This is a genomic window from Pseudomonas sp. NPDC089408, assembly GCF_044749445.1.
Taxonomy (GTDB): Bacteria; Pseudomonadota; Gammaproteobacteria; order Pseudomonadales; family Pseudomonadaceae; genus Aquipseudomonas.
The window spans coordinates 22,868-46,152 of sequence record NZ_JBIVHY010000002.1 but is presented as its reverse complement, the minus strand read 5'-3'; the positions used below and the strand labels follow the sequence as shown (position 1 = coordinate 46,152).

At 62.8% G+C, this 23,285-nt stretch carries 22 protein-coding genes; 10 read left to right on the top strand and 12 right to left on the bottom strand.

Annotation, left to right across the window (positions count from 1 at the left end):
• Nucleotides 1-95: 95 nt before the first annotated feature.
• Both ACIP02_RS03645 and ACIP02_RS03640 read right to left on the bottom strand, forming a co-directional pair.
• The gene (locus tag ACIP02_RS03645; RefSeq protein WP_400613347.1) at nucleotides 96-422 is read right to left on the bottom strand and encodes a helix-turn-helix domain-containing protein; all 327 of its coding nucleotides are present in this window, start codon (nucleotides 420-422) and stop codon (nucleotides 96-98) included.
• On the bottom strand, nucleotides 406-660 hold the full coding sequence (locus ACIP02_RS03640) for a type II toxin-antitoxin system RelE/ParE family toxin (protein WP_400613345.1): 255 nt from the start codon (nucleotides 658-660) through the stop codon (nucleotides 406-408). The genes ACIP02_RS03645 and ACIP02_RS03640 overlap by 17 nt, the downstream gene beginning before the upstream one ends.
• 310 nt (nucleotides 661-970) lie before the next feature.
• On the opposite strand from ACIP02_RS03640, the gene rimO reads away from it, so the two are divergent.
• Complete coding sequence (gene rimO, locus ACIP02_RS03635) at nucleotides 971-2,302, top strand: 30S ribosomal protein S12 methylthiotransferase RimO (protein ID WP_201207575.1); 1,332 nt, start codon at nucleotides 971-973, stop codon at nucleotides 2,300-2,302.
• Between the two features lie 71 nt (nucleotides 2,303-2,373).
• On the opposite strand, the gene ACIP02_RS03630 is transcribed toward rimO, so the two are convergent.
• The 4 genes from ACIP02_RS03630 to ACIP02_RS03615 all read right to left on the bottom strand — a co-directional run bounded on the left by ACIP02_RS03630 (nucleotide 2,374) and on the right by ACIP02_RS03615 (nucleotide 6,650).
• Entirely contained in the window at nucleotides 2,374-3,123 is a 750-nt protein-coding gene (locus tag ACIP02_RS03630; protein ID WP_400613343.1) for a hypothetical protein, read from the bottom strand.
• 53 nt (nucleotides 3,124-3,176) lie between these two features.
• The gene (locus ACIP02_RS03625) at nucleotides 3,177-4,889 is read right to left on the bottom strand and encodes a DUF5666 domain-containing protein (protein WP_400613341.1); all 1,713 of its coding nucleotides are present in this window, start codon (nucleotides 4,887-4,889) and stop codon (nucleotides 3,177-3,179) included.
• Entirely contained in the window at nucleotides 4,886-5,731 is an 846-nt protein-coding gene (locus tag ACIP02_RS03620; protein ID WP_400613338.1) for a DUF6502 family protein, read from the bottom strand. The genes ACIP02_RS03625 and ACIP02_RS03620 overlap by 4 nt, the downstream gene beginning before the upstream one ends.
• Before the next feature lie 199 nt (nucleotides 5,732-5,930).
• Nucleotides 5,931-6,650, bottom strand: coding sequence for a hypothetical protein (locus ACIP02_RS03615; protein WP_400613336.1), 720 nt, complete (start codon nucleotides 6,648-6,650; stop codon nucleotides 5,931-5,933).
• 197 nt (nucleotides 6,651-6,847) lie between these two features.
• Here ACIP02_RS03615 and ACIP02_RS03610 point away from each other — a divergent pair, with 197 nt between their 5' ends.
• From ACIP02_RS03610 to tsaA, 4 genes are all read left to right on the top strand, one after another.
• Nucleotides 6,848-7,303, top strand: a complete 456-nt coding sequence (locus ACIP02_RS03610) for a GNAT family N-acetyltransferase (RefSeq protein WP_400613334.1) — start codon at nucleotides 6,848-6,850, stop codon at nucleotides 7,301-7,303.
• Between the two features lie 120 nt (nucleotides 7,304-7,423).
• Nucleotides 7,424-8,134: an rRNA pseudouridine synthase gene (locus ACIP02_RS03605; RefSeq protein ID WP_400613332.1), complete on the top strand. Its 711-nt coding sequence runs from the start codon at nucleotides 7,424-7,426 to the stop codon at nucleotides 8,132-8,134.
• Nucleotides 8,135-8,183: 49 nt separating this feature from the next.
• Nucleotides 8,184-8,645 carry a DUF1456 family protein gene (locus tag ACIP02_RS03600; RefSeq protein WP_400613330.1) on the top strand — a complete coding sequence of 154 codons (462 nt, stop codon included), beginning with the start codon at nucleotides 8,184-8,186 and terminating at the stop codon, nucleotides 8,643-8,645.
• 6 nt (nucleotides 8,646-8,651) lie between these two features.
• The gene (gene tsaA, locus ACIP02_RS03595) at nucleotides 8,652-9,344 is read left to right on the top strand and encodes a tRNA (N6-threonylcarbamoyladenosine(37)-N6)-methyltransferase TrmO (protein WP_400613327.1); all 693 of its coding nucleotides are present in this window, start codon (nucleotides 8,652-8,654) and stop codon (nucleotides 9,342-9,344) included.
• Nucleotides 9,345-9,554: 210 nt separating this feature from the next.
• On the opposite strand, the gene ACIP02_RS03590 is transcribed toward tsaA, so the two are convergent.
• The 4 genes from ACIP02_RS03590 to ACIP02_RS03575 all read right to left on the bottom strand — a co-directional run bounded on the left by ACIP02_RS03590 (nucleotide 9,555) and on the right by ACIP02_RS03575 (nucleotide 14,112).
• Nucleotides 9,555-10,877, bottom strand: coding sequence for a dicarboxylate/amino acid:cation symporter (locus ACIP02_RS03590; RefSeq protein WP_201207850.1), 1,323 nt, complete (start codon nucleotides 10,875-10,877; stop codon nucleotides 9,555-9,557).
• Nucleotides 10,878-11,352: 475 nt separating this feature from the next.
• On the bottom strand, nucleotides 11,353-12,699 hold the full coding sequence (locus ACIP02_RS03585; protein WP_400613324.1) for an ATP-binding protein: 1,347 nt from the start codon (nucleotides 12,697-12,699) through the stop codon (nucleotides 11,353-11,355).
• A complete protein-coding gene (locus tag ACIP02_RS03580) occupies nucleotides 12,696-13,373 on the bottom strand; it encodes a response regulator (protein ID WP_025340281.1) in 678 nt (225 codons plus the stop codon). Before ACIP02_RS03580 ends, ACIP02_RS03585 begins: the two co-directional genes overlap by 4 nt.
• A gap of 133 nt (nucleotides 13,374-13,506) precedes the next feature.
• Complete coding sequence (locus tag ACIP02_RS03575; RefSeq protein ID WP_201207853.1) at nucleotides 13,507-14,112, bottom strand: outer membrane beta-barrel protein; 606 nt, start codon at nucleotides 14,110-14,112, stop codon at nucleotides 13,507-13,509.
• Between the two features lie 129 nt (nucleotides 14,113-14,241).
• Between ACIP02_RS03575 and ACIP02_RS03570 the strand changes: the two genes are divergently transcribed.
• Entirely contained in the window at nucleotides 14,242-15,033 is a 792-nt protein-coding gene (locus tag ACIP02_RS03570; RefSeq protein ID WP_400613321.1) for a dienelactone hydrolase family protein, read from the top strand.
• A gap of 201 nt (nucleotides 15,034-15,234) precedes the next feature.
• The gene (locus ACIP02_RS03565; RefSeq protein ID WP_400613319.1) at nucleotides 15,235-15,936 is read left to right on the top strand and encodes a 4'-phosphopantetheinyl transferase; all 702 of its coding nucleotides are present in this window, start codon (nucleotides 15,235-15,237) and stop codon (nucleotides 15,934-15,936) included.
• Between the two features lie 4 nt (nucleotides 15,937-15,940).
• Here the strand turns inward: ACIP02_RS03565 and ACIP02_RS03560 are convergent, their stop codons facing one another.
• Entirely contained in the window at nucleotides 15,941-17,548 is a 1,608-nt protein-coding gene (locus tag ACIP02_RS03560) for an ATP-binding protein (protein ID WP_400613317.1), read from the bottom strand.
• The gene (locus ACIP02_RS03555) at nucleotides 17,545-18,243 is read right to left on the bottom strand and encodes a response regulator (protein WP_400613315.1); all 699 of its coding nucleotides are present in this window, start codon (nucleotides 18,241-18,243) and stop codon (nucleotides 17,545-17,547) included. Before ACIP02_RS03555 ends, ACIP02_RS03560 begins: the two co-directional genes overlap by 4 nt.
• Before the next feature lie 815 nt (nucleotides 18,244-19,058).
• Here ACIP02_RS03555 and ACIP02_RS03550 point away from each other — a divergent pair.
• The 3 genes from ACIP02_RS03550 to ACIP02_RS03540 form a co-directional block, all read left to right on the top strand.
• On the top strand, nucleotides 19,059-21,938 hold the full coding sequence (locus ACIP02_RS03550; RefSeq protein WP_400613313.1) for a ribonucleoside-diphosphate reductase subunit alpha: 2,880 nt from the start codon (nucleotides 19,059-19,061) through the stop codon (nucleotides 21,936-21,938).
• A gap of 139 nt (nucleotides 21,939-22,077) precedes the next feature.
• A complete protein-coding gene (locus ACIP02_RS03545; RefSeq protein ID WP_400613311.1) occupies nucleotides 22,078-22,206 on the top strand; it encodes a hypothetical protein in 129 nt (42 codons plus the stop codon).
• A 531-nt stretch (nucleotides 22,207-22,737) separates the two neighbouring features.
• Nucleotides 22,738-23,285: ribonucleotide-diphosphate reductase subunit beta (locus ACIP02_RS03540; RefSeq protein WP_400613308.1), on the top strand; the 548-nt coding region annotated here is incomplete at its 3' end.

Below are 23,285 nucleotides of genomic sequence, written 5' to 3'. Positions count from 1 at the left end.
ACTGATCGTACCCCTGCCGCAATGGCGCGAAGCATAGCGCAGCGTCCGTCGATTTTCTGCTGGAAAGCCTGTAAGGGGGAATCTTGAGCCTATAACTAAAGGTCCAGAGACTGCATGGGTATCCCGAGCGCTGCGGCAATCTTCTCGCGAGTGGCCTTGCGTGGACGCTCGGCAGCTTCTTGCTGCGCATAGGCGGACTGAGAGATGCCAAGACGCTGGGCAACTTCAGCCTGGGTCAGATCCAGATGCCTGCGCCATGCAGCAATGGCGGTCACGCCCTCTTTCACCATATAACCAACGACTTCGTTGGGCACCAGGTCCGGTTGCGGACGGCTGGCGATGTAATCGGCATACGGCAGCACGACGAAGGCGGGACGCCCGTCGGCATCATTGATGATCTGTACGTTAGTAGGTGTGCTCATCGCGCTTCCTGACCTCCTCGATGTTTACGATTCTCACGCTGCCGTCCCAGTCGAAAAGGACCCGGTAGTTACCCACCCTAAGCCGGTAACCATAGTGGTGATTAACCAAAGCCTTGACGCTTTTAACATGGGGCATGTGGGCCAGAACCTGCACAGCATCGTAGATCTTTGGCTGATCAACCCTGTCGATTTTCCTGAGTTGCTTCACAGCTTTGCGCGTCCAGTTGATCGTATTCATATACACGCCAGCCTTATAAGAAAACTATAAGAATTGAATAAGTTCAAGGGAAGGTTTTACAGACGCGCAGGAGGGTGACGAGTGGGGCCCTTCGATTCAAGGGGAGTCATTGCCGGGCTGTGTTTCGAGGTTTTGCCAGGCAAGCAGCTTGCGGTTAGCTGGCATAGCGCAGCGTTCGTCGTATTTCTGCTGGTCAAGCGACCCCGCGCTCGCTAGAATTGCGCACTTTTTGATCAGAGGCGCCGAAAGCGCCCGTCAAGATCGCCCCCGATTCCGGCCGGGCGACCTGCATTCAATACCGAGGTTAGTCATGTCCACCACGCCCGCCACCCCCAAGGTAGGTTTCGTAAGCCTGGGTTGCCCAAAAGCCCTGGTCGATTCTGAGCGCATCCTGACCCAGCTGCGCATGGAAGGCTATGAAGTCGTGCCCACTTACGAGGACGCCGACGTGGTGGTGGTCAACACCTGCGGCTTCATCGACAGCGCCAAGGCAGAGTCGCTGGAAGTGATCGGCGAAGCAATCAAGGAAAACGGCAAGGTCATCGTCACCGGCTGCATGGGCGTCGAAGAAGGCAGCATCCGTGACGTGCACCCGAGCGTGCTGTCGGTCACCGGCCCGCAGCAGTACGAGCAGGTGGTCAACGCTGTGCACGAAGTAGTGCCGCCGCGCCAGGACCACAACCCGCTGATCGACCTGGTGCCGCCACAGGGCGTCAAGCTGACCCCGCGTCATTATGCCTACCTGAAGATTTCCGAAGGCTGCAACCACAGCTGCAGCTTCTGCATCATCCCGTCGATGCGCGGCAAGCTGGTCAGCCGCCCGGTAGGCGAAGTGCTGAGCGAGGCAGAGCGCCTGGTCAAGGCCGGGGTCAAGGAAATCCTGGTGATTTCCCAGGACACCAGCGCCTACGGCGTCGACGTCAAGTACAAGACCGACTTCTGGAACGGCCGCCCGGTCAAGACCCGCATGCTCGAACTGTGCGAAGCATTGAGCAGCCTGGGTGCCTGGGTCCGCCTGCACTATGTGTACCCGTACCCAAACGTTGACGACGTGATCCCGCTGATGGCCGCCGGCAAGATCCTGCCGTACCTGGACATCCCGTTCCAGCACGCCAGCCCGAAAGTGCTCAAGTCGATGAAGCGCCCGGCGTTCGAAGACCGCACCCTGGCACGCATCAAGAACTGGCGCGAGCAGTGCCCTGAACTGGTCATTCGCTCCACCTTCATCGTCGGCTTCCCGGGCGAAACCGAAGAAGACTTCCAGTACCTGCTGGACTGGCTGACTGAAGCCCAGCTGGACCGTGTCGGTTGCTTCCAGTACTCGCCGGTAGAAGGCGCCCCGGCCAACGACCTGGGCCTGGCCGAAGTACCGGACGACGTCAAGCAGGAACGCTGGGACCGCTTCATGGCCCATCAGCAGGCCATCAGCACTGCCCGCCTGCAACTGCGCATCGGCAAGGAAATCGAGGTGCTGATCGACGAAGTGGAAGAGCAAGGTTCGGTTGGCCGCAGCTTCTTCGATGCGCCGGAAATCGATGGCAGTGTGTTCATCGATGGCGACCACGGCTTCAAGCCAGGCGACAAAGTGCGTTGCCGTGTGGTGGATGCCGACGAGTACGACATGTGGGCTGAGCCTGTCTAAAACGGCTATAACCTGAAAAGCCCCTGCCCCGGCGTTCCCCACAGGGAATGTGCGGCGCAGGGGCTTTTTCGTCAGAACGTGTGAAACAGCATCAACCCGCCTTCGGCATCCGGGCTGGCATCAGAGAACCCTTTGACCGCGTAAAGCTGCACTTTCCACTGCTGGTTGAGCTTGTGGGTGAGAAACAGGGTCAGTTCCTGGATTTGCGAGCCCGTCGAGACCACTTTCTGCCGCCAATCGTAGGAGGCGCCTGCCGAAGTGCCCGTCGCCACCGGTATGGCGAAACCGAGGCTGGCGAAGATCGGGTCGTCGAAATCGCTGTCGGGCGGGTCACCGAACTTCTTCCAGCCCAGCGTGGCGAAACCGGTGACCGGGCCAAAGCCTTTGGTGATATCGACCTGGGCGGTGTAGTCGTACTCACCGGTGCCCAGGCATTGGTCTTCATCGGCCGTGGGAAATTTGACCTTGCCGATCAGGTCGAGCATCAGGCCGCCGTCACTGCCATCGAGTAGCGCATACCCGGCGCTGGCAACCGTGTCACCCAACCCGCTTTCTACATCATGGCAACCGCCTGGCAGGGGGTCACCATTGGGGCCGACTTCGGGGTTAGTGATGCGCAACCAGGGCACGGTGACCTTGTAGGTCAAGGGGCCGGTCTCATATTTGCCGACCAGCGGGACGTACCAGATTTCCGACGTCGTCCCCGTGCCATAGTCACCACTTGAATAGTCCACGCCCGTGGCAATGCTGAAGGTATCGGCCAGGGCCGACGCACTGGTACATGACAACACGCAGGCGATAAGAGGGAGCGCGGGTCTCATCGGCACCTCAGGACGTTTCGGGAAGTGTGGTCGGACTTACCCAGCCTAGTTGGCTAACGCCCGGATCGCTCCGGATGCTCGATTTTTTCGGGAGCCTCGACCTTCTCGACTTTCTCCACCTTCTCGACTTTCTCCACCCTCTCCACTTTTTCTACCTTTTCGACCTTCTCAGGTTTCTCGACCTTTTCAACCTTTTCGACTCTTTCTACCTTCTCCACTTTCTCGACCTTTTCAGGCTTTTCGACTTTCTCCACCTTTTCGACTTTTTCGACCCTCTCTACCTTCTCGACTTTCTCTACCTTCTCGACTTTTTCCGGTTTTTCGACCTTCTCGACCTTTTCTACCTTTTCGACTTCGACCCTCTCCACCCGATCGGAGCGGCCACTGTTGCTGCCTTCGGCTCGCTCCACGGTTTCGACAGGTTCCGACTTGCCAGACTTGTCTACGCGCTCAGAACTGCCAAGCCCAGAGGAGTCCTCAACGGCGCTGCGCCCGCGGTGATCATCACTGCTTTCACTGCGCACGTCGGTCGAAGCGCCGCTGCCATGCCCGTTGCTGCCAGCGCCTGCGGAGTCGTCCGTGTCATGCCCGCTGCCATGTCCCGAATGGTCCCTGTGCGGAGTGTCACCCCGATCATCCTGGAACTCCACGCGAGTTGCCCGTAGTTCGTGAGTACCACTGAGCACCCCACTCACCCGTACGCGCTGATCGAGCGCCTGCTTGCCGACGATCACCGTCCCCTGCCCCAGCGTGACATTGATCCCAGCGACCACCAGTTGCCGCGCCTGTGTACGCTGCACCAGCCCTTCGACCACCGCCTGCTGCACACGGCCTGCAAACGGCAGGCTCGGGTCTGGGCGGGTTTGCGCCACCTCCAGCTGACGCCCCGTCCACTGGCCACGCACCAGCACCTCCCGGGCAGGGGCTACGCGGGTGCCCAGCCTCAGCCCCTGCAGGTTGCCTGGGCTGTCGATCGCGCCAATCGCACTGGCCTCCCTGAGGCCGGGCGCCCGTTCGATACGGGTAGCCACTACTTCGCCACGGGCATCGCGAAGGCCGCTGACCTTGACCGGCTCGCCCGGGCGCAGCCCTTCGGCCACCCGTGCGCCAGCGGCAAGCCGCACCGGCTGGCCCATGACCCGCAGCGGTGCAGAGGCATTGGGCAACGCCGTCAACGGTCCTTCGAACACGTTGAGGATCGAAATGCGCCCTGCTTGCAGGCCACGCTGGGTAGCAAATGCCTCTACCGCCACCACCTGCCCGATGGCCAGGTGGCCACTGCTGGCGGGTGCGCCGTTTTCACTGACCGGCACGTCCTTGCCATAGTGCACTTCCATGCCGTTGACGCAGATCGAGGCGAAGCCGGTGATGGTGCCGACGATGCCGGTACCCCCTGTACCGCCAGGGCGCAGGATCGGGGCGCCAGTCCCCCCGACACCACCGTGACTGTGGTCGAGGTAGGCGCCGTCCACACCGTCGGCCACCGCCCCCGTACCGCCCGTGCCACCGGGGTGCTGAGGAAGTGGCGCGCCGGTACCGCCAACACCGCCGTTGTCACTGCGTACACCTGTACCGCCGACCCCGCCCGCCCTGCCGCCGGTACCACCGGTACCGCCAGGGAACTGCAAGCTTGCGGCACCGGCCATACCCACTTCGTCACGGCTGACGCATACCGGCGCTGCCGCCACCTCGGCAGGCGTCAGCAGGTTCACCCCGAAAACCAGGGCGAACGTGACGGCACTGAGGCAGCGCGCAAACAGGGTCATGGGCCGGGTGTCTTCGACAATTCAGGGTCGGTTGCTTCAGTGTAGAAATAAAGCCCGACAGTGATGCGCTGACGTTGTTCGGCGCTGGGCGCATCCGTGCTTTCCAGCTCTGCAGAAAGCCGGCTGATGGCAAGCAGTGCCTGCATGCCATCCTTCGCAACCACTTCTCGCAATTGTTCGACGCTGGCCGGGCTCAGGGCATCGTAGTGCACGCTGCGTTCGAAAAACGGCGGGCCTTCGCTACTGAGGTTGTGCACCGCAGCGCAGGCATGGTCATGCAGGTTATGGCCGAAGTATGCGGCCTTTTCATCAAAGCCCTTCTGCGGCACGAAGGCCTGGGCTTCCAGGTGCACGCAATCCTGCTCATCAAGCCGCACCACCCCCAGGCGCAACCACTCATCCAACACCACCCGTCCGCGGATATCCGTACTGACCTTGGCCACCAAGGCATCGAATGAGCAATCACCTCCCACACTCGCCAGCCGCGGCAACGCCAGCGCCTGCCCTGGACGCGAACAGAATGGCGGGCTGGTGGTCCAGACAGTGACCAACTGTGCGCCCAGCGTGATGTTTTCCGGGAGGGACTCGCACGCCACTCCGGCGTCACTGCGCAGGCGCCGGACATCCTTACGATGTACGCCTGTCAGCAGGCTGATGCGGCTGTCGGTTGGGGGGGTGTCGTTCAGGCGAAACTCGCGGTGGGCCACATCGACGAACACCTCCTTGAGCAGGTCGGCGAACACCGTATAGGTAACCCCTTTGCGCAGCATCAGGCGTACCAGCGGGCGCATGACACGCCGCAGTGCGCTTAACATCGACGGGGGCAAGGCAGGCGATTGCATCGAGCGCATTCCTTGACAGAGGAACCGAGTATACGACGCGGGAAAACATCCCACACCCACTGCAGCCATTTCCCGAAAGGGACCAGAAAAGGCTGTCGGCGCTCATCGCCAGGACATGATAAGGGCCAGGCAGGCCGGCACCTGCTCACGCAAAACCCGTCCGCTGGGTTTTGCATGTGCTGCTGCAAGTCAGCGCCAATCAGCTTCTGCTGTTGTCATCACCCGGTTCACCACCCACATGATTGCCGTGATCATCACCAGGTTCACCGCCAACATGATTGCCGTGATCATCGCCAGGCTCGCCGCCGACATGATTGCCATGATCGTCCCCGGGCTCACCGCCAACATGGTTGCCATGATCGTCACCGGGCTCACCGCCAACGTGGTTGCCGTGATCGTCACCAACGTGATTGCCATGATCGTCACCCGCTTCAGCATGACTACTGCTGCGCCCGGAGTTCGAGTTGCCGTCGTGGCCCTGGCCATCATGGCCGCTGCCACTGTTGCCGGCATGCCCACCGCCCTCGCCGCCACTGCCGTGGCCACCACCGCTGCCGCTACCACCGCCGTGGCCGCCACCACCGCTGCCGCCTCCACCACCGTGACCGCCGCCGCTGCCACCACCACCGTGACCACCGCCACCGCCACCACCGCCGCCACCGTGACCACCGCCACCGCCACCACCGCTGCCACCACCACCGCCGTGACCACCACCGCCGCCACCGCCATGACCACCACCGCCACCACCGCCACCGCCACCGCCGCCATGACCACCACCACCACCACCACCACCACCGTCTTTGGCATAGGCACTGGACCCATGGGAAATCGAGTCAGGGATCAACACAATTGACGCCGACAGCACGCCAGCTACGGCAGCCGCGAGCAGAGCCTTCTTGAATAGCAGGTGGATTTGCATAGTCCGTCTCCAGGTCTTCGCCACGAGAACGCCAAGTCAGTCAGGAATTCTATTGTCAGTTTGTTCTTTTCACCGCGTGGGATTTTTTCCCACATCAAATTAATAGACCCCGCCAGCCCGGCATTCAAGCGCCGCGCGAACAAGCCGACCAGTGGTTGGCCTGCTATGTTTTCCCTATCGCCACGGAGGAACTCGGCATGCCTGCGCCACTGACGCTGCAAACCCCGCGCTTGAGCGACTACAGCGAACTGGTCCAGGTGTGGGAGGACTCGGTACGCGCTACGCACGACTTCCTGCCAGAGAGCTACATCCTGCTGTTGCGAGAACATGTGCTGCGCCGCTACCTCGACGCCGTGATGCTGATCTGCTGCAAGGACCGCCAACGCATCTGTGGCTTCGCCGGGGTCGCCAATGGCCGGGTGGACATGCTGTTCGTCGCACCGGCCTACCGTGGCCAAGGGGTTGGCAAGCGCCTGCTGCGCTATGCCATCAACGAGCTGAATGCCGAATGCCTTGACGTCAACGAGCAGAACCCACAAGCCTTGGGCTTCTACCTGCATGAAGGTTTCGAAGTGATCGGCCGCTCAGCCACCGACGGCCTGGGGCAACCCTACCCCTTGCTACACATGAGGCTGATGCGTACACCCACCTGAAGTGGCGACTGAATATGCCGCGGCAGGTCGGCAAAATGGCGCAACTGACACAGATTCCCATCATCAACCGCGTAGGGGCAGGTACAATGGTGGTCTTTCCCTGCCTTTGCGAATTACCCCATGTCTGAACCCGTCCGCCTGTCCAAACGCCTCATCGAGCAACTTGGCTGCTCCCGCCGCGAGGCCGAGCAGTACATTGAAGGAGGCTGGGTAACGGTCGATGGCGTGGTGGTCGAGCAACCGCAGTTCAAGGTCGAGCAGCAGCGCGTCGAATTGCTGCCGGGTGCCCGTGCCGAAACCCTCGAGCCGGTAACCCTGCTGTTGAACCAGCCTGCCGGCATGGACAGCGAAACCGCCCGCGCCAGCATGAACATGGGCAGCCTCAGCGAAGCTCACCGTGAAGGCGTGCGCGCCTTGCACGGGCACTTTACCCGTCAGGCCTGCATAGCGCCGCTGGAGCGCGGTGCCAGCGGCCTGCAGGTGTTTACCCAGGACTGGCGGGTAACCCGCAAGGTCGAAGCCGACCTGCGCCGCCTGGAGCAGGAGTTCGTCGTTGAAGTACGCGGCGAAACCACGCCCCAGGCGCTGGAACGCCTGGCCCGCGGCGCCACCCGCAATGACCGCGAGTTGCCCAAGGCCAAGGCCAGCTGGCAGAACGAGACCCACCTGCGCATGGCCCTGAAAAACCCGCAGCCTGGTCAGATCGCCGAGCTGTGCGCCTACCTGCGCCTTGAGCTGGTCAGCATGCGCCGTATTCGCCTGGGTGGCGTGTCAATGGGCAAGTTGCCGCTGGGCCAATGGCGCTACCTGGTCACTACCGAACGTTTCTAAGCAAAACGCCGCGCTGGAACGCGCGGCTACTGAACAGGATTTTGCAGCAATGAACCACAACGACGTCCTGCGCAGCCTGCGCTACATGCTCAAGGTGAACGACGCCAAGATGGCCGAGATCATCGGGCTCTCCGGGCTTGAAGTGAATCCCCTGGTGCTGGCCACCTACCTGAAAAAAGAGGAAGAGGAAGGCTTTGTGCGCTGCCCGGAACGGGTGATGGCGCACTTCCTCGATGGCCTGGTGATCTACCGCCGCGGCAAGGACGACAGCCGCCCGCCACAGCCGGTCGAGCTACCCGTCACCAACAACCTGATCCTCAAGAAGCTGCGGGTTGCCTTCGAACTCAAGGAAGACGACCTGCACGCGATCCTCAAGGCGGTCAACTTCCCGGTCAGCAAGCCTGAACTCAGCGCGCTGTTCCGCAAGGCCGGCCACGACAACTACCGCCCGTGCGGCGACCAGTTGCTGCGCAACTTCCTCAAGGGCCTGACCTTGCGCGTGCGCGGCTAGGTGGCCATGCAGCATACGGTTGCCCCGGTCGGCATCGTCCGCTCGTGCTTCAAGGAGAAGTTCGCTATCCCGCGGCAACCGCAGCTGGCCCCCGCCGCGCGCGGTGTGCTGGAGCTGCTGCCGCCGTTTGACCAGGGTGATGCAGTAGAGGGCCTGGAGCAGGTCAGCCATGTGTGGCTGCTGTTTCTGTTCCATCAGGCCCTTGAAGACAAGCCGCGCCTGAAGGTGCGGCCACCGCGCCTGGGTGGCAACAAGAGCATGGGCGTGTTCGCCACCCGCGCCACCCACCGGCCCAATGGCATCGGCCAGTCGGTGGTGCGCCTGGAGGGCGTCGAGCCTGGGCGCCTGTTGCTGTCCGGGATCGACCTGCTGGACGGCACGCCAGTGCTGGACATCAAGCCCTATGTGCCCTATGCCGACAGCATCGCCGACGCCCGCAACCAGATGGCAAGCGCCGCGCCTGCGGCCATTGCCGTGCAGTGGGCCGACAGCGCCCTGCCCCAGGCCCGCGAGCATGCGCTTCGGTTGGGTGAGCCGCTGGTGGAGCTGATTGAGCAATGCCTGGCGCAGGACCCACGCCCGGCCTACCAGGTGCCACCGGCGGAGCGGGTGTATGGGGTAAGGTTCTGGGATGTGCAGGTGAGGTGGCATTACCCGCAGCCGGAGCAGATCCGGGTGTTGGAGGTGGTGCTGGCCTGACCACGACCCAAGCCTGGTCGCGGTCCCTTGTAGGAGCGGCCTTGCGTCGCGATTGGGCTGCGTAGCAGCCCCGGCAATCTTGCAGGATGGCGGAAATCGTGGGGCCGCTACGCGCCCCGATCGCGACACAAGGCCGCTCCTACAAGGGGACCGCGCAGGCATGAAAAAGGCGACCAGAAGGTCGCCTTTTTCGTTTTTACCGCAACGCTATCAACGCGCCGGGCCTTCCGCCACGCCCAGGTCGTCGGTCGGGCGGGTATCGACCAGCGGTGCACCGCCGGAGGCCAGCTCCGAAGCCAGCTTGTCGTTGTCCATTTCCTTGACCCACTTGGCCACGACCACAGTGGCAACGGCGTTGCCGACCAGGTTGGTCAGGGCGCGGGCTTCGGACATGAAGCGGTCGATGCCAAGAATCAGCGCCAGGCCGGCTACCGGCAGGTGGCCAACGGCCGACAGGGTGGCAGCCAGGACGATGAAGCCCGAACCGGTAACGCCGGCAGCACCTTTGGACGCCACCAGCAGCACCAGCAGCAGGGTGATCTGGTGGGTGATGTCCATGGTGGTGTCGGTGGCCTGGGCGATGAACACTGCAGCCATGGTCAGGTAGATCGAGGTACCGTCCAGGTTGAACGAGTAGCCGGTCGGGATGACCAGGCCAACGACCGACTTCTTGGCACCCAGGCGCTCCATCTTGGCCAGCATGCGTGGCAGGGCCGATTCCGACGAGGACGTGCCCAGCACGATCAGCAGCTCTTCACGGATGTAGCGAATCAGCTTGATCACGCTGAAGCCGTGGGCACGGCAGATACCGCCCAGCACCACCAGCACGAACAGCAGGCAGGTGATGTAGAAGCAGGCCATCAGGTAGCCCAGTTGTACCAACGAACCCACGCCGTACTGGCCAATGGTGAAGGCCATGGCACCGAAGGCACCGATCGGGGCCAGCTTCATGATCATGTTGATGATGTTGAACATGACATGGGCAAAGCGGTCGATCATGTCCAGCACCGGCTTGCCGTAGCTGCCCAGGCGGTGCAGGGCGAAGCCGAACAGTACCGAGAACATCAGCACTTGCAGGATATCGCCGTTGGCGAAGGCGCCGACCACGGTGTTGGGGATGACGTTTAGCAGGAAGCCGACGGTGGTCTGCTGCGCGCCAGCGGCGGCGTAGGCTGCCACGCTGCTGGCGTTCAAGGTGCTGACGTCGATGTGCATGCCAGCGCCTGGCTTGACCACGTTGACGACGACAAGGCCGATGATCAGGGCGATGGTGGAGACGATTTCAAAGTACAGCAGCGCGTAGCCGCCAGTCTTGCCGACCGACTTCATGCTCTGCATGCCGGCGATGCCGCTGACCACGGTACAGAAGATGATCGGGGCGATGACCATCTTGATCAATTTGACGAAGCCGTCACCCAGCGGTTTCAGGGCAACGCCGGTTTCGGGGTAGAAGTGGCCGAGCAGGATGCCGATGGTGATGGCGACCAACACCTGGACATACAGGGATTTGTACAGCGGCTGACGTGTCGTCATGGCTAATCTTCCTCAAGTGTGCCGGTTCACCCTTCCCAGGGTGATGGGGCACCTGAATCGCTAACCCTCCTGCACCCGGAGGGATTTGTCGTTGTGTTCGAGCTGCCTGGGCAGGCCTCTGCGAAGATCAATAGCAAGGGTGGTGCCAAAATGCCCATCAAGGGTGCAAAGGCCATGTTTGCCTGGGATAAATGCCCAACGACAGGGCGATTTGGCTGAGGAAGGCTGGCGGATTTCCGCCCCGTGGCGGGATTTGTACAGGGAGGTGTGGCGGGAATCCGCCCTTTGTGGTTTGCCTGTGCCGGCCCTTTCGCGGGAATCCGCCCTTGTGGGTTGCCTGTGCCGGCCCTTTCGCGGGAATCCGCCCTTGTGGGTTGCCTGTGCCGGCCTCTTCGCGGGTAAACCCGCTCCTACAACGGTACGCGATCGTTGTAGGAGCGGGTTTACCCGCGAAGAGGCCGGCAAAACCAGTCAATCACTCCAGGCTGAAAGTAATTCTGAAGGCAGCACCGCCCAGTGGCGAATCCCCCAGGCTCAACTCGGCGTCATAGCTGTCGACAATATCCTTGACCACCGCCAACCCGATCCCCTGCCCCGGGTGCTGGCTGTCCAGCCGCTCGCCACGCTCAAGAATCCGCTCACGCTGATTGGCCGGCACACCCGGCCCGTCGTCCTCGATACGCAAGGTCAACCGCCCCGGTGCCTGCTCCAAACTTACCCGCACCTGGCTCAGGCTCAGCCGGTAGGCGTTCTCCAGCAGGTTGCCGAGCATTTCCAGTAACGCGCCCTGCTCCATCGGCACCTGAGCCGCGTCGGGCAATTCCAGTAGCACATCTACCCGTTTATCGCGGTAAACCTTGGCCAAGGTGCTGCACAGGCTGTCGAGTAACGGCCGCAACAACACGCTGTGGCGAACCAGGCCACTCTTGCGCAAGCTGGCGCGCTGCAGCTGGTAATCGATCTGCTGGCTCATGCGCTCGATCTGGCTTTGCAGCACCCGCGCCTGCTCACGCTCGCCGCTGCGCTGCTGCAGGCTTTCGCCTACGCCCTGCAGCACCGCCAGCGGGGTTTTCAGGCTGTGCGCCAGGTCGTCCAGCGAATCGCGATAGCGTGTGCGCTGCTCACGCTCACTGCGCAGCAGGCGGTTGAGCGAGCGGGTCAGGCGCAGCAACTCGCGAGGGTGCTCGCCGCTCAAGCCGTCGCGGGCGCCCGACTCCACCTCGTCCAGCTCATGGCTGAGCCGGCGCAACGAGCGCAGGCCCCAGGTCAGGCCGGCCCACAGCAATACCAACAGCGCCAACAAGGCCGCGCCAAAGCCAAGGTAGAGCTTTTCGCGCAGGCCATTGAGGGTGGCCTTGTACTCGCTCACCGGCTGCAGGGCGACAATGCTGTAGGCGGCGCTCTGGCCACCCAGCAGTTTGATTTCGACGTCGTAGACAAAGAACTCTTCGCCATCGGACTGGTGAATGCGGGCAAATTCGTTGCCGCGCCCGTCATACCGCGGGCGATAGTTGATGTGCCGGTCGGCAGTGGCACGCGACTGCCAGACCAGGTTGCCGTCGCGGTCGAAGATATACCCGAGCAAGCCGGTGTACGGCAGGTTGTAGCGCTCGTCCGGCAACAGCGTGGGCATCTGCAACCGGCCATGCTCGATGCGCGCGGCCGATATCAGCGTGGTCACATCCGAAGCCAGGCGCTGCTCGATCGATTCCTGCAGGGCCAGGCTGAAGGCCTTCTGCAAGGCAGGCAGCAAGGCCAGCATGAACAGCAGCGCCAACACGGCGGCGGCCAGCATCAGGCGCACGCGCAGCGAGCGGATCATCGGCAGCGCTCGGTGAACAGGTAGCCCAGGCCGCGTACGGTATCGATCGGTTTGAAGCCATGTTCGCCCTCAAGCTTGCGCCGCAGGCGGCCGACCAGCACCTCGATCACATTCGGGTCGCGCTCCTCGTCACCCGGGTACAACTGCTCCATCAGGCGGTCCTTGGCCACCACCTGCTGGTGATGGCGCATGAGGTATTCGAGGATGCGGTACTCGTAGGCGGTCAGCGCCAGGGGCTGTTCGTCGAGGGTGGCCTGCTTGCGGTTGAGGTCGAGCACCAGCGGGCCGGCGGCGATGGTCGACTGGGTGAAGCCGCTGGAGCGGCGCAGCAAGGCATTCAGGCGCGCTTCGAGCTCTTCGAACTGGAACGGTTTGACCAGGTAGTCGTCAGCCCCGGCGGCCAAGCCCTCGACCTTGTCTTGCCAGTTGCCACGGGCGGTAAGGATGAGAATGGGGAAAGTCTTGTCCTGGCTGCGCAAGCGCGTGATCAACTCCAGGCCACTGATGCCGGGCAGGCCCAGGTCGATGATGGCCAGGTCGAAGTGGTACTGCCCGGCCTGGTACAGCGCCTCTTCGGCATCGGCGACTGCCTCGACCACATGGCCGCTTTCGCCCAGGCGGGTGTAGAGGTGATGGCGAAGCAGGGCTTCGTCCTCGACCACCAGCAGTTTCATGTGCAGCTCCTTGATTTGTGTTGCCTGTGGCGGCCTCTTCGCGGCTAAAGGCGCTCCTACAAGGGAAACGCACTCCTTTGTAGGAGCGGCTTTAGCCGCGAAGAGGCCGCCACAGGATAACGCGACTCGCCCGTCAGAACTTGTAGGAAGCAGCCAGGTAAGTCTGCGCGCTGCTGGTCAGGCGCAGGGTACCGTCCTTCGGCCCGCCATGCGCACCCACTTCGGTCGCAGCATTGGTGCGCAGATAACGGTAGCCCAGTTCGACCGAGGCCTTGTCGGTGATGTCCTGGATCACACCGGCCTGCAGGCCGTAGGCATAACCGTAGTCGGTATCGCGGCTGGCGCCTGGCGAGTCCTGGGTGAGTTTGGTCATGCCCAGGCTGCCGCCGCCGAACAGTTTGGTGGTATCACCCACCGGCAGGAACAGGTCATAGCTGCCCAGCAGGTTTTCCTGGCGCAGCTTCAGGCCGCTGTGGTCGCCCGAGACGTTGTCATAGGTCATGTAGTAGCGGCCCTGATCATTGATCTTGCCCACTCGCACACCCCAGGTGTCATCCTTGCCGATGATACCGTCGGCGTTGAGGTTGTCGGTGTTGCGCTGCAGCAGGCCGGACTTGCGAACCTTGTCGCTGGTCTGGCCGTAGGTCAGGCTGGCAAAGTTGTCGTCGGCGGCCTGGGCGGTGGTGATGCCAGCGGCACAGACGGCCATGGCGGCAAGCAGGGTGTTGAAGGTTTTCATGGCAGGTTACTCCAGTTGGGTGCGCTGTTTCGGTCTGGAAGCTAGAGTAAGCAGGGCACCCTGAACCGCGACTGAACCCTGACTGAACCTCGGCTGAACGAACTGATTGCCGAACAAGGAGTAGTGCCCATGCGTGTCCTGCTGGCCCTGACCCTGATGTGCAGCGCCGCCCTCGCCCAGGCGGCGGTCCAAACCCGCGAAATTCCTTACCAGGACACCGACGGCAACCGCCTGGTCGGCTATTACGCCTACGACGATGCCGTCGAAGGCAAACGCCCCGGCATTGTCGTGGTGCATGAGTGGTGGGGGCTGAACGACTACGCCAAACGCCGCGCCCGCGATCTGGCAGCGCTGGGCTACAACGCGCTAGCCATCGACATGTATGGCGACGGCAAGCACACCGAGCACCCGCAGGATGCCCAGGCGTTCATGGCGGCGGCGATGAAAGAGCCTGCGGCGGCGGCCAGGCGCTTCGACGCCGGCCTTGAGCTGCTGAAGCTGCAACCAAATACCAACAAACATGAGCTGGGCGCCGTCGGCTACTGCTTCGGCGGCAAGGTGGTGCTGGACGCTGCGCGCCGTGGCGAGAAGCTGGACGGTGTGGTGAGCTTCCATGGCCCACTGGCCACACAGACCCCGGCCAAGCCGGGCGTGGTGCGCGCGGATATCCTGGTCGAGCATGGTGCGGCGGACAGCATGGTTACCGCGCAACAGGTAGAGGCGTTCAAGGCCGAGATGGATGCAGCCAAGGTCAACTATCAGTTTGTCAGTATCGAGGGGGCCAAGCATGGGTTTACCAACCCGGATGCGGACCGCTTGAGCCATGGTGAACATGGCGGGCCGGACATTGGCTATAACAAGGCAGCGGACGAGCGTTCGTGGGCGGATATGCAGGCGTTCTTCAAGAAAGTGTTCAAATAAAGCAAATCCAAAGGCTCGCGCGATCTTTGTAGGAGCGGCCTTGCGTCGCGAATGGGGCGCGCAGCGGCCCCGGGGATGTCAGCCACCCTGCAAGATCGCCGGGGCCGCTGCGCGGCCCTTTCGCGACGCAAGGCCGCTCCTACAGGACCGAGTTGCCACGCCTGCTCCCGCAGTGCTTGCACAGCTGGCACAATAGCCCCCATGAACACACTCCCCGCCTGCTGCGCCCCGCTCCTGCATCACTGGCCCCTGCCCCGCCCATTGCCCGGCGCAGTGCTGGTCAGTTGCGCCTTCGACCCCGCCCACCTGGCCCCTGACGACTTCCAGCGTGCCGGCATCGTCCCCAGCGCCAGCCTGCAACGCTCAGTGCCCAAGCGTCAGGCCGAGTACCTGGCCGGCCGCGTATGCGCCCGCGCCGCGTTGCAGCGCCTGGACGGCCGCGACTACGTACCCGGCACCCACGAAGACCGCTCGCCCATCTGGCCCAGCGGCATTCGTGGCTCGATTACCCACGGCAAAGGCTGGGCCGCCGCGGTGGTCGCCGCCGAGGGCAGTTGCCAAGGCCTGGGGCTGGACCAGGAAGCCCTGCTCGATGATGAGCGCGCCGAGCGGCTGATGGGTGAAATCCTCACCCCGGCCGAGCTTGAACGCCTCGACCGCCGCCAGGTCGGGCTGACGGTCACCTTGACCTTCTCGCTGAAGGAAAGCCTGTTCAAGACCCTCTACCCGCTGACCCGTCAGCGCTTCTACTTCGAACACGCCGAAGTGCTCGACTGGTCCGCCAACGGCCTGGCACGCCTGCGCCTGCTCACCGACCTGTCACCGCAATGGCAACAGGGCGCAGAGCTGCAAGGCCAGTTCTGCCTGCAGGAGGGCCACCTGCTCAGCCTGGTCAGCGTCTGACCTTTTACAGCGGCGCCTGCTGCCGCGGCCAATTCAGGCTGAAGCAGGCACCGCCCAGCGCTTCACTGCGCCCCACGGTGGCCCGCCCGGCGTGCCAGTAGATGATCCGCCGCACAATCGACAGACCCAGGCCATGCCCGCCCGAGGCACGGGTACGGCTGTCGTCAAGGCGGGTGAACGGCGTGAAGATGCGATCCCAGACACCTTCAGGTATGCCTGGGCCGTCGTCTTCCACATCAATGCGGCAGCGTTGCTGCCCCAACTGGTAGCTCAAGCGCACCTGCGATTCAGCATGGCGCATCGCATTGCCGACCAGGTTCTGCAGCGCCCGGTGCAGGTAGCGCGGCTCGGCCTCGACCCAGGCGCCGTCGGCATCCGCGCCCTGACACTCACCGCGCACCACGCGCACATCGGCACGCAGTGGCGCCAGCTCTGCGATCACCCGGTCAAGCAAGGCATCCAGGTCGACCCGCTGGAACTGCAAGGCCGGCGCGCCCTGCTCCAGGCGTGCGTAGGTGAGCATCTCGTCAACCAGCTTGTCGAGGTCCTGGATATCGCCGTCCATGCCGGCCAGGTGCTTGGCGCGCGCCTGCTCGGTGCTGGCGCTTTCAATCATCTCCAGGCCAAACCGCAGGCGTGCGACCGGCGTGCGCAGCTCATGGGACACCGCCCGCACCAGTTCGCGCTGCATGGTCAGCGAGCGCTGCAGGTGCTCGGCCATGCCGTTGAAGGCAGCGGCCAGCCGCCCCACCGAGTCGGCGTCGCCGGCCGGTACGCGGGTGTCCAGGCTGCCCTGGGCGATGCGCGTGGCGGCCATTTCCAGGCCAGACACACGGCGCTCCAGCTGGCGCACCAGCAGGTAGACCACCAGGCCGATCAGGCACAAGCCAAGGAACGCGATCAGGATGAGCAACTGCGGCGGGTATGGGTTGAGCTGGTACAGCGGGCCGATTTCCAGCACCCAGGGCGAGCCGGCGAGCCCGGCGAACACCCGGATCGAATCGCCATCCCTGCCCAGCGCCATCACCGTATCACCTTCCTCGACCCGGCGCCGCTGGTCATCGTCCAGGCTGACCCGCTCGATGCGCTGCAGGGCAACACCAAAGCCGAAGCCCTTTTCCTGCTTTATCTGTGCCAGACGCTGCTGCTGTTCGGTTACCGGGTAACGCACCAGTTCGTCGGTCAGCAGGTAAAGAGTAGCCCGCGCCAGCTGCTCGCTGATCTGTTTGATCTGTGCCACCAGCATCAGGTCTTCCTGGCCGACCTTGCGCAGCACTTGTGCCGCATGCGGGCCAGTCTTCTCGACCACCACCAGGCCACGGTACAACCGTGCTCGCTGGCCGCCGTCGAGGCTGCGCGCGGTCATCGGCTGCAGCGTCAGTGGCACGCCGAGCAGGCGCTCCCAGATCAGCAGCGAGCGCTTGCGTTCGGTGTCGTTCTGCATGGCCAGGTTGTCGGCCATCAAGCTGAAGGTGCCCTGGGCCAGGCCCTCGCGGTGCTGGGCGGCGCGCACTTCGTTGACCAAGTGCAGGCTGAGCACGCCAAGCAGGGCCACCAGCACCAGCACGGCCAGCATGCCGCCGTATATACGCAGGAAGATCGAATTGTTCATGGCGCCTCGCCGACGAACAGGTAGCCCTTGCTGCGCAGGGTTTTGATCAGCCGGGGCTGGATGGGGTCATCGCCTATCTTCGGGCGTATCTTTGAGATGCGGATGTCGATGGAGCGGTCCTGGCCGTCGTAGCCGACGCCGCGCAACGCGGTGAAGATCTGCTCGCGGGTCAGCACCCGCCCGGCGTTGCTGGCCAGCAGCCAGAGCAGGTCGAATTCGGCGCCGGTCAGTTCGATCAACTGTTCGCCCAAGCGCGCCTCGCGCAGGCGGTTGTCGATGCGCAGTGCGCCGAAGGCCAGGTCGTGGCGCTTGCTGTCGAGCGCATCGCTGCGGCGCAGCAGGGCCTGGATGCGCGCCAGCAGCAGGCGTGGGCGCACCGGTTTGCACACGTAATCGTCGGCGCCCAGGTCCAGGCCCTGAACCTGGTCGAGTTCGTCGCTGCGGGCGGTAAGCATGAGGATCGGGCCGGGGTATTGGCTGCGCACCCGACGGCAGATGCTCAGGCCGTCCTCGCCGGGCAGCATCAGGTCGAGGATGACCAGGTCGGGCTGGCTGTCCACTATGCGCCGAGCGGCGCGGGCGCCATCGCCCTCCACCGCGACCTCGAAGCCGTTGGCCTGCAGGTATTCGGCGGTGAGTTCGGCCAGGCGCTGGTCGTCTTCGACAATGAGGATACGGGGTGCGGGGTGGTCCATGGCTTTGGCCTTTGCTTGTTATTTTCTGTTGCCTTTGCCGGCCCTTTCGCGGGTGAACCCGCTCCTACACAGGATCTGCACAACAACTGTGGGAGCGGGTTCACCCGCGAAGAGGCCGGCACAGGCAATGCGACCCTTTAACCAAAAGGCAACATCTGCCTCGGATACTACGTCCCGCCTCAGGTACTGCCAACCTGCCAGCTACCCCCTCGACTGAACCGTTTTTTGTGGTAGGGTGCGCCCCCGAAAAAAACTGCTTCGGGGCACCAAGGCGCAGAAAAATACTGCAAACCACTTGGCACAAGGCCTACAGCGAATACCCACCATTCACTCACAAAGTACACACAAGTTATCCACAGGCGCTCGCCTTGCAAAGCCCCCAATACCGCATTATCTTGTATCCCGATCGCAGCGAACCACTAGATATAGGGGTTCGTGCAAAATCACACACAAAAGTCAACCCGCAAGATCAAGCGATTTTGCCGGTGGAACTTCAGGTGATTTCAGCAGCCAAACCGCTCCTGCGGAGGCGACCGAGGCAAGCCCTTCCGGGGCCTTGTTCGGGTATGGGTGTTGCAGGCCAGGCCTGGCATCCATCAGCAACAGTTTTTGGGCCCCGGCCCAGAACCTTTGACTTCGGCCAGGGAGCGGCAAGCTATTGCCCCTTATTCCTGAGTCTGTCCCGAAGTCGGTACGCCCGCGCGGGCGGATGCGCATGCCATTGCGCATCCCCGCGAGGTTATCGAGCAAGTGGACGGAACGGTGGGCGCCCAAAAGGCGCCTGAACAATATAGAAACTGTGGAGACACCCACCCATGCAAACCGACACAACTCGCGAGAACCCGCAGGCCCAGGTGCCGCAGGCCGCCGATTCCAACCAGGATCTGGCTGCCACCGCCCCTGGCCAACTGCGCGTGATCAAGCGTAACGGCACTGTCGTCCCGTACACCGACGACAAGATCACCGTTGCCATCACCAAGGCGTTCCTTGCAGTTGAAGGCGGCACCGCCGCCGCCTCGTCGCGCATCCACGACACCGTCGCGCGCCTGACCGAGCAGGTTACCGCCACGTTCAAGCGTCGCATGCCATCGGGTGGCACCATCCACATCGAAGAAATCCAGGACCAGGTCGAACTGGCCCTGATGCGCGCCGGCGAGCAGAAAGTTGCCCGTGACTACGTGATCTACCGCGACCAGCGTGCCAAGGAACGTGCCACCCGCGCCAACACCGACGCCGTGGTCGAGCCGCACCCGTCCATCCGTATCGCCCTGGCCGACGGCAGCCTGGCGCCACTCGACATGGCCCGCCTGAACACCATCATCAGCGAAGCCTGCGAAGGCCTGGCCGAAGTCGATGGCGACCTGATCCAGCGCGAAACCCTGAAGAACCTGTACGACGGCGTGGCCATCAAGGACGTCAACACCGCCCTGGTGATGACCGCCCGTACCCTGGTAGAGCGCGAGCCGAACTACTCGTTCGTTACCGCCCGCCTGCTGATGGACACCCTGCGCGCCGAAGGCCTGGGCTTCCTGGACGTGGCCGACAGCGCCACCCACCACGAGATGGCCGACCTGTACGCCAAGGCCCTGCCGGCCTATGTCGCCAAAGGTATCGAGTTTGAACTGCTGAACCCTGCCCTGGCCGACTTCGACCTGGAAAAACTGGGCAAGGCGATCAACCACGAGCGCGACCAGCAGTTCACCTACCTGGGCCTGCAGACCCTGTACGACCGCTACTTCATCCACAAGGATGGCGTGCGCTTCGAGCTGCCACAGGTGTTCTTCATGCGTGTAGCCATGGGCCTGGCGCTGGAAGAGAAAGACAAGGAAGCCCGTGCGATCGAGTTCTACAACCTGTTGTCGTCCTTCGACTACATGGCCTCGACCCCAACCTTGTTCAACGCCGGCACCCTGCGCCCGCAGCTGTCCAGCTGCTACCTGACCACCGTGCCGGACGACCTGTCGGGCATCTACCACGCGATCCACGACAACGCCATGCTGTCGAAATTCGCCGGTGGCCTGGGCAACGACTGGACCCCGGTCCGTGCACTGGGCTCGTACATCAAGGGCACCAACGGTAAATCCCAGGGCGTCGTGCCGTTCCTGAAAGTGGTCAACGACACCGCCGTTGCCGTTAACCAGGGTGGCAAGCGCAAAGGCGCTGTATGTGCCTACCTGGAAACCTGGCACCTGGACATCGAAGAATTCATCGAGCTGCGCAAGAACACCGGTGATGACCGCCGTCGTACCCATGACATGAACACCGCCAACTGGATCCCTGACCTGTTCATGAAGCGTGTCTTCGATGACGGCAAGTGGACCCTGTTCTCGCCTTCGGAAGTGCCAGACCTGCACGACCTGACCGGCAAGGCCTTCGAAGAGCGTTACGAGTACTACGAAGCCCTGACCGAGTACAACAAGATCAAGGTGTTCAAGACCATCCAGGCCAAAGACCTGTGGCGCAAGATGCTGTCGATGCTGTTCGAGACCGGCCACCCGTGGCTGACCTTCAAGGACCCGTGCAACCTGCGTTCGCCGCAGCAGCACGTGGGCGTGGTCCACAGCTCGAACCTGTGCACCGAGATCACCCTGAACACCAACAAGGACGAGATCGCGGTCTGCAACCTGGGCTCGATCAACCTTCCGAACCACATTGTCGATGGCAAGCTGGACACCGCCAAACTGCAACGCACCGTGAACACTGCCGTGCGCATGCTCGACAACGTGATCGACATCAACTACTACTCGGTGCCGCAAGCGCGTAACTCGAACCTCAAGCACCGCCCTGTCGGCCTGGGCATCATGGGCTTCCAGGATGCGCTGTACCTGCAGCACATTGCCTACGGCTCCGACGCTGCCGTCGAGTTCGCCGACAAGTCGATGGAAGCGGTCAGCTACTTCGCCATCCAGGCTTCGTGTGACCTGGCCGACGAGCGTGGCGCCTACGAGACCTTCCAGGGTTCGCTGTGGTCCAAGGGCATCCTGCCGCTGGACTCGCAACAGATCCTGATCGAAGCCCGTGGCCAGAAGTACATCGACGTCGACCTGAACGAGAGCCTGGACTGGGCGCCAGTTCGTGCCCGCGTACAGAAAGGTATTCGTAACTCGAACATCATGGCCATCGCGCCAACCGCGACCATCGCCAACATCACCGGCGTGTCGCAGTCGATCGAGCCGACCTACCAGAACCTGTACGTGAAATCGAACCTGTCGGGCGAATTCACCGTGATCAACCCGTACCTGGTTCGCGACCTGAAGGCCCGCGGCCTGTGGGACTCGGTCATGATCAACGACCTGAAGTACTACGACGGTTCGGTGCAGCAGATCGAGCGCATTCCGCAAGAGCTGAAAGACCTGTACGCCACTGCGTTTGAAGTTGAAACCAAGTGGATCGTCGACGCAGCCTCCCGTCGCCAGAAGTGGATCGACCAGGCTCAGTCGCTGAACCTGTACATCGCCGGCGCCTCGGGCAAGAAGCTGGACGTGACCTACCGCATGGCCTGGTACCGTGGCCTGAAAACCACCTACTACCTCCGTGCCCTGGCCGCGACCAGCACCGAGAAGTCGACCATCAACACCGGCAAGCTCAACGCCGTTTCCAGCGGTGGCGACAGCGCCCCGGTCCAGGCAGCCGGCCCTGCGCCAGTGCCGAAGGCCTGCGCGATCGACGAGCCTGACTGCGAAGCCTGCCAGTAAGGCCTGAATGCCGCGCCGGGTGCCCTTGGGTGCCCCGCGCGGCATTTTTGTATCTGCGCCACGGAGAAACCTTGCCCTTTGCCCAGCGCTCGCACAGCTCGGTAAAAGAACAGGACCTCTCAAAAAAGGACGTAAGCCCATGGCGCGGAAAAAAGTGGCATCTCGCAAGATTGGTCGTAACGCTGAAACCGGCCGCTTCACCTCGGTCGAGCAGGCACGCAAGCACCCCAAGACACACATCGTCGAAACGCTGCACCCGACTCGCTAGCTGCGAGTTGACTCGTTCCCTGTAGGAGCGGCCTTGTGTCGCGATGGGGTGCGAAGCGCCCCCACGATTTCAGCTTCGCAGCATGGATCGACGGGGCCGCTAGGCGGCCCTATCGCGACACAAGGCCGCTCCTACAAGGATCGCGCCAACCCCACATGATGTGTTCTGAAAATAAAAATCTACAACATGTAGTGCCTCCCGCTTTTTACCGCTACACTCCATCCCCGTAGTAACAACACAAACCCGGTGAACGGACGCACGCAATTCCGGTCGAAAAACTTACCCTCGCCCGCAAGAGACGCGCCCCGATCCAAGGCGAAATCCTATATACTTCGCCCCCTCTGAAAAGAGCACCATTCGATTGTCCTGGCCCCTCCCCGAGGCCTGGCCAGGTACATGCCAGAACACATTCAGATGTAAACGAGAGTCAGCCTCTCGAGCTGATCATTTGCCCATTGGCCGTGCGTCAGGCATCACATTCTTTAAATCCAAGCGGTTGCCCCAGGGCAACCCTCAAGCAGGAGCCAAACCATGCTGAGCTGGGACGAATTCGACAAAGAAGACGGCGAAGTAGCCGCCAAAGGCAATAACCCTGCGCAGGCCGCTGCCGCCGCTACCCTCGACAAGCTGGACAGCGCCGGTGGTGCTGCCGCCTTGGAAGCCCGTGCGGCTACCGCTTCTGACTCCGAAGCCGTCAAGCGTGCCAAGGCCGCCCTGGACGCCCTCGACGTTGCCGAAGGCCTGGCCGAGCTGGAAGGCTCCTCGGCCCGCGTTGCCGTTGACGAAAAGCGCATGATCAACTGCCGCGCCGACCTCAACCAGCTGGTCCCGTTCAAGTACGACTGGGCCTGGCAGAAGTACCTGGACGGCTGCGCCAACCACTGGATGCCGCAAGAGGTCAACATGACCGCCGACATCGCCCTGTGGAAGAGCCAGGACGGCCTGACCGAAGACGAGCGCCGCATCGTCATGCGCAACCTCGGCTTCTTCTCCACCGCCGACTCGCTGGTTGCCAACAACCTGGCCCTGGCCGTGTACCGCCTGATCACCAACCCGGAGTGCCGCCAGTACATCCTGCG

Coding starts and splice junctions, on each gene's coding strand:
- ACIP02_RS03645 (WP_400613347.1), bottom strand. CDS start 422: ATGAGCACACCTACTAACGTACAGATCATCAATGATGCCGACGGGCGT.
- ACIP02_RS03640 (WP_400613345.1), bottom strand. CDS start 660: ATGAATACGATCAACTGGACGCGCAAAGCTGTGAAGCAACTCAGGAAA.
- rimO (WP_201207575.1), top strand. CDS start 971: ATGTCCACCACGCCCGCCACCCCCAAGGTAGGTTTCGTAAGCCTGGGT.
- ACIP02_RS03630 (WP_400613343.1), bottom strand. CDS start 3,123: ATGAGACCCGCGCTCCCTCTTATCGCCTGCGTGTTGTCATGTACCAGT.
- ACIP02_RS03625 (WP_400613341.1), bottom strand. CDS start 4,889: ATGACCCTGTTTGCGCGCTGCCTCAGTGCCGTCACGTTCGCCCTGGTT.
- ACIP02_RS03620 (WP_400613338.1), bottom strand. CDS start 5,731: ATGCAATCGCCTGCCTTGCCCCCGTCGATGTTAAGCGCACTGCGGCGT.
- ACIP02_RS03615 (WP_400613336.1), bottom strand. CDS start 6,650: ATGCAAATCCACCTGCTATTCAAGAAGGCTCTGCTCGCGGCTGCCGTA.
- ACIP02_RS03610 (WP_400613334.1), top strand. CDS start 6,848: ATGCCTGCGCCACTGACGCTGCAAACCCCGCGCTTGAGCGACTACAGC.
- ACIP02_RS03605 (WP_400613332.1), top strand. CDS start 7,424: ATGTCTGAACCCGTCCGCCTGTCCAAACGCCTCATCGAGCAACTTGGC.
- ACIP02_RS03600 (WP_400613330.1), top strand. CDS start 8,184: ATGAACCACAACGACGTCCTGCGCAGCCTGCGCTACATGCTCAAGGTG.
- tsaA (WP_400613327.1), top strand. CDS start 8,652: ATGCAGCATACGGTTGCCCCGGTCGGCATCGTCCGCTCGTGCTTCAAG.
- ACIP02_RS03590 (WP_201207850.1), bottom strand. CDS start 10,877: ATGACGACACGTCAGCCGCTGTACAAATCCCTGTATGTCCAGGTGTTG.
- ACIP02_RS03585 (WP_400613324.1), bottom strand. CDS start 12,699: ATGATCCGCTCGCTGCGCGTGCGCCTGATGCTGGCCGCCGCCGTGTTG.
- ACIP02_RS03580 (WP_025340281.1), bottom strand. CDS start 13,373: ATGAAACTGCTGGTGGTCGAGGACGAAGCCCTGCTTCGCCATCACCTC.
- ACIP02_RS03575 (WP_201207853.1), bottom strand. CDS start 14,112: ATGAAAACCTTCAACACCCTGCTTGCCGCCATGGCCGTCTGTGCCGCT.
- ACIP02_RS03570 (WP_400613321.1), top strand. CDS start 14,242: ATGCGTGTCCTGCTGGCCCTGACCCTGATGTGCAGCGCCGCCCTCGCC.
- ACIP02_RS03565 (WP_400613319.1), top strand. CDS start 15,235: ATGAACACACTCCCCGCCTGCTGCGCCCCGCTCCTGCATCACTGGCCC.
- ACIP02_RS03560 (WP_400613317.1), bottom strand. CDS start 17,548: ATGAACAATTCGATCTTCCTGCGTATATACGGCGGCATGCTGGCCGTG.
- ACIP02_RS03555 (WP_400613315.1), bottom strand. CDS start 18,243: ATGGACCACCCCGCACCCCGTATCCTCATTGTCGAAGACGACCAGCGC.
- ACIP02_RS03550 (WP_400613313.1), top strand. CDS start 19,059: ATGCAAACCGACACAACTCGCGAGAACCCGCAGGCCCAGGTGCCGCAG.
- ACIP02_RS03545 (WP_400613311.1), top strand. CDS start 22,078: ATGGCGCGGAAAAAAGTGGCATCTCGCAAGATTGGTCGTAACGCTGAA.